1 protein-coding gene is annotated in these 1578 nt (G+C 68.7%); it reads right to left on the bottom strand.

The features are described from left to right. The coding region (locus tag DQW85_RS47735; RefSeq protein ID WP_162795280.1) for a LamG domain-containing protein at positions 1-1578 on the bottom strand (1578 nt) is incomplete at both ends.

Raw genomic sequence — 1578 nt, 5'->3', positions numbered from 1 at the left:
GTGAAGGGTTTTTCGCCTATTTGGGTGCCGTTGAGGTGGAGGCGGGCTTTGGTGCCGTCGTAGGTGATGGCGAGGTGGCTCCAGGTGTTGAGGGGGAGCGCGGTGGTGCCGGTTATCTGGTCGGAGCCGTACAGCCAGCCGAGGGGGGTGATGCCGTTGGAGGCGTACAGGGCGTAGGTGAGTTCGTCGTCGGTGGTGTAGTCCTTGGCGATGATGGTGCGCCAGCCGTCGACGGCGGTGGGCTTGACCCAGGCGGACAGGGTCAGTTTGTCGGTCAGGCGCAGGGAGGGGGCGTGGTTGATGGTTACCAGGCTGGAGGTGCCGTTGAATGACAGCGCCTTGCCGTGCTTGCCGGTCACCCAGGTGGTGCTGGTGGTGGTGCCGTGGTGGGCGCCTGTGGTGTCGGTGACGGTGGTGCCGGTGCCCTCGTTCATCCCGTAGGCCGCCACCAGCCCGCCCGGAGCGGGCGTCGGCGTGGGCGTTGGGGTGGGTGTAGGTGTGGGAGTGGGCGTTGGGGTGGGTGTCGGTGTGGGGTTCGGGTCGGGGTCGGGGTCGGGGTCTTGGGGTGGGGTGACGCAGGCGGTCATCTGCCACTTGTAGGTGGTGCCCGGCCGGACGGTGTTGGCGGGGATCTGCAGCGAGGCGCGCTGGCCGCCGTTGACGGTGCGGCTGCCCAGGGGGGCGGATCCGACGGGGGCGCCGGTGGTGTCGTACAGGTAGTACTTGGCGGTGACCGGGCCGCCGGAGGGCCGGTTGACCATGCCGGACAGGATCGGCTGGGCCGAATCGGCCATGCCGGTTTCGGTGTCGGTCGGCTGCATCGGCGCATCAGAGGTGATGCGGTAGGCCGGGCTCTGGTTGCAGGAGGGCGGGGTGATGCCTGCGCGGCAGGCCTTGACCACGAACTTGAAGCTGGCGGGGTTGTCCAGGGTGAAGACCTTGTCCAGGACCTGGCCGGAGGGAATGTTGTTGTGGGTGGTGGTGCCGGGCACGCCGACCAGCGCGCGGATCTCGTTGCCGGTCAGGGCGCGCTGGTAGAGGTGGACGTCGTCGATTGAGCCGGTCAGGTTGCCGGCCAAGGCGCGGGCGCGGCCGATCTCGAAGGCGCCGCGGGCGTTCCAGCCCACGCTGTGGTCGCGTTCGCCGGCCGGTACCCCATCGACGTACAGGCGGATCTTGCTGGCGCTCTTGTCGTACTGGGCGGCCAGGTGCGTCCACTCGCCGATCTTGGCCAGGTCCTTGGACTGGACCACCGTCTCGTGGATACGGTCCGGGATGTCCTGGCCGATCATGGACATCAGCCAGCGCTGGTCGTACTCGGGCGCGGTCGAGGTCTGGTAGGACAGGGTGAAGCCGGGCTGGTTGACGCCCATCTGGTCCAGCACGTTCTGGTCGGCGGTGCTGCTGTCCAAACGGACCCAGGCGGTGGCGGTGAAGCTCTGGTCGGTGTTGAGGGCCGGCTTGGTGGTGGCGGCATGCCCGCCGGTGAACTTCACCGCCTGGCCGAGCTGGCCCGGGACGCGGGTGTAGGCGCCGGTCAAGGTGGCGGGAACGTTCTTACCGGAGGAGTCGCCGGCG

Source organism: Nonomuraea lactucae (assembly GCF_003313395.1).
GTDB lineage: Bacteria > Actinomycetota > Actinomycetes > Streptosporangiales > Streptosporangiaceae > Nonomuraea > Nonomuraea lactucae.
Note: the sequence above shows the minus strand (reverse complement) of the source record. Positions and strands in the feature narration are given on the sequence as shown.